We start from the raw sequence: 4,566 nt of genomic DNA on the forward strand, positions 1-4,566 counted from the left end.
GCGCCGCCGGGGCCGCCCCAATTCAGGTCGGCGAGCCGGGTTATCGCAAAGGGCTCGACCGAGACGGCGACGGCACCGCATGCGACACATGAGTGTCTGTCCACACCAACGGGCTGCGGGTTGTGCGGTGCCATCGCATAGAAACAGTGGAGCCACGACACTCGATCACAGCGCCATCTGAGGCGCGTCAGTAGTCGATGATCGAGCGCCAATACTCCTCGGGTATTTCGCCGTTCGACTTCAAGACCATCGCCAGCCCGGTCGCCATCGCGATGCCGAGCAGTCCGAGCCATAGCCCGAAGAGCCCGATGACGGCCCAGCACACCGCGGTGATCGCCGGCCACGGCGACAGCACCGCCAGCACGGGCGCGAAGAAGAACCCGGCACCGATGTACCACGCCGACCCGGCACGGTCGGAGATCAGCACGAACCGCAGCCACCGCGGAATCGGCGTCGTGGCGGGAAGGGTTCCCATGATTCTCCTTTCTGCTCGATGATCACCGTCAACGCTCCCCCGCTGAGGTAACCGCCGCAATTACCTGCGACGTAGTGGATGCACGGTGCGCGAGAGGCCACACTGACAACCATGACCTCCGCGGGTGTGCAGACCCAGGCGTTCGGCGGGCTGCTGAAGTTGTGGCGCCGGCGTCGTCGGCTCAGTCAGCTCGACCTGGCCATCGCGGCCGAGGTGTCGCCGCGGCACGTCAGCTTCATCGAAACGGGCCGGTCCGCGCCCAGCCGGACGATGGTGCTGCGGCTGGCCGAGGTGCTCGACGTGCCGCGCCGCGAACAGAACCAGCTCTTGCTGGCGGCGGGCCTTGCTCCGGTGTATCCCGAGCGCTCACTCGACGACCCGGACATGGCCGCGGTCCGGGCCGGGATCGACCGAGTCCTCAACGCCTACAACCCCTTTCCCTGCATCGTGGTGGATCGCGGTTGGCAGATCGTGCGGGCGAACGAGGGTACCGGCGTGTTGTTGGAGGGTGTAGCCCCCGAGCTTCTCCAACCGCCCAACGCGTTGCGGATCGCCCTGCACCCCGACGGGTTGGCGCCCCGGATCCGTAACCTCGCGCAGTGGCGACACCATCTCATCGAGCGCCTCCGGCGCGAGGTCGCCGTCAGCGGATCGCACGAGCTGTCGACGTTGCTGGCCGAAATCGATTCCTACCCCGGCGGTTCCGGCGGCTCGTCGGATCTGGGCGGCGTCGCGGTGCCGCTCGAGCTCTACACACCCGACGGGCGGCTGCTGACCTTTCTGTCCACCGTCACGACATTCGGCACCGCGCTCGACCTCACCGCCGCTGAGCTCTCCATCGAGGCCTTCCTCCCCGCCGACGACGCCACCGCGACCGCCTTGCGGTGATCGGCACGAGTGTCCTGCTCTGCGGGTAGTCCGACCGAACCGCGCATGTGCGGCCGCAAACACCAATAGAGTCTGGCGTCATGGACAACCGACTCGTTGCGGCAGCCGCAGTCATGCTCGTCGCCGGTGCCGCGGGCTGCTCGACGCCGCCCGCCGCACTCGGGGGGACGACCGCGAAGGTAACCATCAACGGCGAGAGCACCGGTGGCCCGCACGCGGTGTTGTGCAAGCAATCCGGGTGGCTGTGGACGATCGAGACGCCCGAGGACACGAAAGGCTTCACGGCCAACATCGGCACCGGAGACAAGGTGACCGTCGAGGCGGTCACGTTCAACGACTTCGGTGGCTTCACCGGCAACTTCTGGAAAGGGAACATCGGCGAGGCTGAGGTGAAGGGCACCGGTGGCAAGTTCACGATCACCGGTTCGGCCGACGGCTCCTTCACCGACAACCCAAGCAACGCGGTGACTGCCACCTTCCGTATCGAAGCCAACTGCTGAGCGGGCACCGTGCACAAATTTCGCCAAGCGGTGGAGGCCGCCGACCTCGACGCCATGATGGCGTTGTGCCGCGACGACGTTGTGTTCCGTAGCCCCGTCGTCTTCACCCCCTACCAGGGGCGCGACGCGCTGCGCCACATCCTGAAGGCCGTGATGGAGGTCTTCGAAGACTTCCGGTACGTCCGCGAGATCGGAGCGCCCGACGCGTCCGATCACGCGTTGATGTTCCAGGCCAAGGTCGGCGACAAGGACATCGAAGGCTGCGACTTCATCCGAACCGACGAGAGCGGCGCGATCAGTGAGCTCACGGTGATGGTCCGACCCCTGTCGGCGACGTTGACGCTGGCCGAGATGATGAAGGAACGCCTCTCCGCTTCTTGATCACTGGTCTGACCACTTGACCTCTGTCCGGTCGGCTGGCACTCTGGCGGCATGGCCCTGCAACCGGTAAATCGGCGCTCCGTGCCCGAAGACGTGTTCGAGCAGATCGTGTCGGAGGTGCTCAGCGGGCAGATGCAGCCCGGCGAGTCGCTGCCCAGCGAGCGCAGATTGGCCGAGGTCCTCGGCGTCTCCCGCCCCGCTGTCCGCGAGGCGCTCAAGCGGCTCACGGCCGCGGGTCTGGTTGAGGTGCGCCAGGGCGACGCCACCACGGTCCGTGACTTCCGGCGCCACGCCGGCCTGGACCTGCTTCCCCGCCTCCTGATCCGGGGCGGCGAACTCGATCTGTCCGTCGTCCGGAGCATCCTCGAGACGCGGCTGCACAACGGCCCCAAAGTCGCCGAACTGGCCGCCGAACGCGGCGGCACGAACCTGGCCCCATCGCTCGATCAAGCTCTGCAGGACCTGGCCGCCGCGGACGATCCCGTCGAACAGCAACGTCACGCCCTGACGTTCTGGGACCACATCGTCGACGGCGCCGACTCGATCGCCTTCCGGCTGATGTACAACACACTGCGGGCCACCTACGAACCGGCGCTCCCCGCACTAGCGGCGGTGATGGCCGACGAGGTCGGCAGGCCGCAGGCCTACCGGGAATTGGCCGACGCGATCACGGCCGGCGATCCGCCGCGGGCCCGGCAGGCCGCCCAGAACCTTCTCGAGCCGGCGACGACAGCCCTGCTGCACGCTCTCGACGATCTGGAGAAACAGCGATGACAACCACGGACGCACGTCGCGCGCGCAAATCGTTCACGCTCGCTGATGCACTCGGTGAGTTCTCAAAACACCCCTCCCCCTGGATGATCGGCGCCACCCTGGTGGCCGCGGCGGTGGCCCGCATCGTCGTCGGCGACTGGCAGATCACCGATGCGGTCGTGCCGGTGGTGATGCTCGCGGTCTTCCCGTTCTTCGAATGGATCATCCACGTCTTCGTCCTGCATTGGCGGCCGAAACGGCTGGGACCCTTGACGATCGATCCGCTGTTGGCCCGCGAACACCGGGGGCACCACAGCGATCCGCGCAGCATCCCGCTGATCTTCATCCCATGGAAGTCCCTGGCCACGTGGGTTTTACCGGTGACCGTCGCCATCGGCCTCCTGGCGTTCCCCCGCCTGGGTCTCGGGCTGTCGTACCTCGTCTGCATCGGCGTGCTCGGACTGGTGTACGAGTGGACGCACTATCTGATCCACAGCGACTACAAACCGAAAACCGCTCTCTATCGGGCGGTCTGGCGTAACCATCGCCATCATCACTTCAAGAACGAGCACTACTGGTTCACGGTCACCAGCTCCGGGACGGCCGACCGAGTGCTCGGCACGTACCCTGATCCGTCCACGGTGGAGAACTCACCGACGGCGAAGAACCTTCACGCCGGCGCTCAACCGGCGTGAAGGTGTCGGCGGCTACTGAACGATGACCGGGTCGCCGATGCTCACCGTGTCGTAGTACCACGCTGCGTTGTCCGGGCTGAGATTGATGCAGCCGTGGCTGACGTTCTCATACCCCTGCGAACCCGTCGACCACGGTGCGGAGTGCACGTACACCCCACCCCAGTTGATGCGAACCGCGTAGTAGACGGTGAGCTTGTAACCCTCGGGATCGGACAGCGGAATGCCGATGGTGCGCGAATCCATGATCACCGGGCTCTGCTTCTCGAGCACCGTGAACGATCCCCTGGGTGTCGGGTACTTCGGCTTGCCCATCGATGCGGGCATCTCGCGCATGGTTTCGCCGTCGATGCTGACGGTGAAGGTGTGGGCGTCGATGTCGGCCACCCCGAGCACCTCGGCTCCGGTCTGGAAACTGGCCTTGGTGTTCCCCGCCGTGACTGTGATGGTCGAATGCGCCGGGAAGAACTGCTCCGGAGTCCACTGCAGCACACGGTCATCGAGCCAGGCGAACTTCCCGGCCTGAGTCCCGGCGGGCATGGTCGGCGCGGACACCGCAAAGGTGCGCTCGGCGGCCGCGCGGTCTTCGATCGCCCGGTTGAACGTCACCGTGATCGGATGTGCCACACCGACTGTCTGGCCGGCCGGTTGAATGCTGGCTACATCGGTCGGCGTTGCGACACCCGCGGAACTAGTCGGGGCGGAGACCACGGTGAGTACCGCGAGGCTCGCCACCGCGAGCAGATTTCGTAGCTTCAGCACACTTCCATCCTAAGTCGTCTCATGAGGTTCCCCCGGGCGATCGAAGACCGCGCGGCCGCCGAGCGCACCTTTGCGGTGTCCGCGCCGACCATGCCCGCCGGGACTCAGGCCTGCC

At 66.3% G+C, this 4,566-nt stretch carries 8 protein-coding genes; 6 read left to right on the forward strand and 2 right to left on the reverse strand.

The window, feature by feature from the left end; all coding sequences use genetic code 11:
- On the forward strand, positions 1–92 hold a 92-nt coding region (locus A5698_RS11535; RefSeq protein ID WP_197506748.1), incomplete at its 5' end, for an excalibur calcium-binding domain-containing protein.
- A 95-nt stretch (positions 93–187) separates the two neighbouring features.
- Here the strand turns inward: A5698_RS11535 and A5698_RS11540 are convergent.
- On the reverse strand, positions 188–475 hold the full coding sequence (locus tag A5698_RS11540) for a hypothetical protein (protein ID WP_067085849.1): 288 nt from the start codon (positions 473–475) through the stop codon (positions 188–190).
- Between the two features lie 111 nt (positions 476–586).
- On the opposite strand from A5698_RS11540, the gene A5698_RS11545 reads away from it, so the two are divergent.
- From A5698_RS11545 to A5698_RS11565, 5 genes are all read left to right on the forward strand, one after another.
- Positions 587–1,363: an MmyB family transcriptional regulator gene (locus A5698_RS11545; RefSeq protein WP_068296630.1), complete on the forward strand. Its 777-nt coding sequence runs from the start codon at positions 587–589 to the stop codon at positions 1,361–1,363.
- An 80-nt stretch (positions 1,364–1,443) separates the two neighbouring features.
- Positions 1,444–1,863: a lipoprotein LpqH gene (locus A5698_RS11550; RefSeq protein WP_067085843.1), complete on the forward strand. Its 420-nt coding sequence runs from the start codon at positions 1,444–1,446 to the stop codon at positions 1,861–1,863.
- 9 nt (positions 1,864–1,872) lie between these two features.
- Positions 1,873–2,244 (forward strand): nuclear transport factor 2 family protein, encoded by a 372-nt coding sequence (locus A5698_RS11555; protein WP_082963868.1) that lies wholly within the window; start codon positions 1,873–1,875, stop codon positions 2,242–2,244.
- A 51-nt stretch (positions 2,245–2,295) separates the two neighbouring features.
- Entirely contained in the window at positions 2,296–3,018 is a 723-nt protein-coding gene (locus tag A5698_RS11560) for a FadR/GntR family transcriptional regulator (RefSeq protein ID WP_067085839.1), read from the forward strand.
- Positions 3,015–3,692: a sterol desaturase family protein gene (locus A5698_RS11565; RefSeq protein ID WP_067085836.1), complete on the forward strand. Its 678-nt coding sequence runs from the start codon at positions 3,015–3,017 to the stop codon at positions 3,690–3,692. Before A5698_RS11560 ends, A5698_RS11565 begins: the two co-directional genes overlap by 4 nt.
- Before the next feature lie 12 nt (positions 3,693–3,704).
- On the opposite strand, the gene A5698_RS11570 is transcribed toward A5698_RS11565, so the two are convergent.
- Positions 3,705–4,451, reverse strand: a complete 747-nt coding sequence (locus A5698_RS11570; protein ID WP_067085833.1) for a L,D-transpeptidase — start codon at positions 4,449–4,451, stop codon at positions 3,705–3,707.
- Positions 4,452–4,566 lie beyond the last annotated feature (115 nt).

Source organism: Mycobacterium sp. E136, from assembly GCF_001666865.1.
GTDB lineage: Bacteria > Actinomycetota > Actinomycetes > Mycobacteriales > Mycobacteriaceae > Mycobacterium.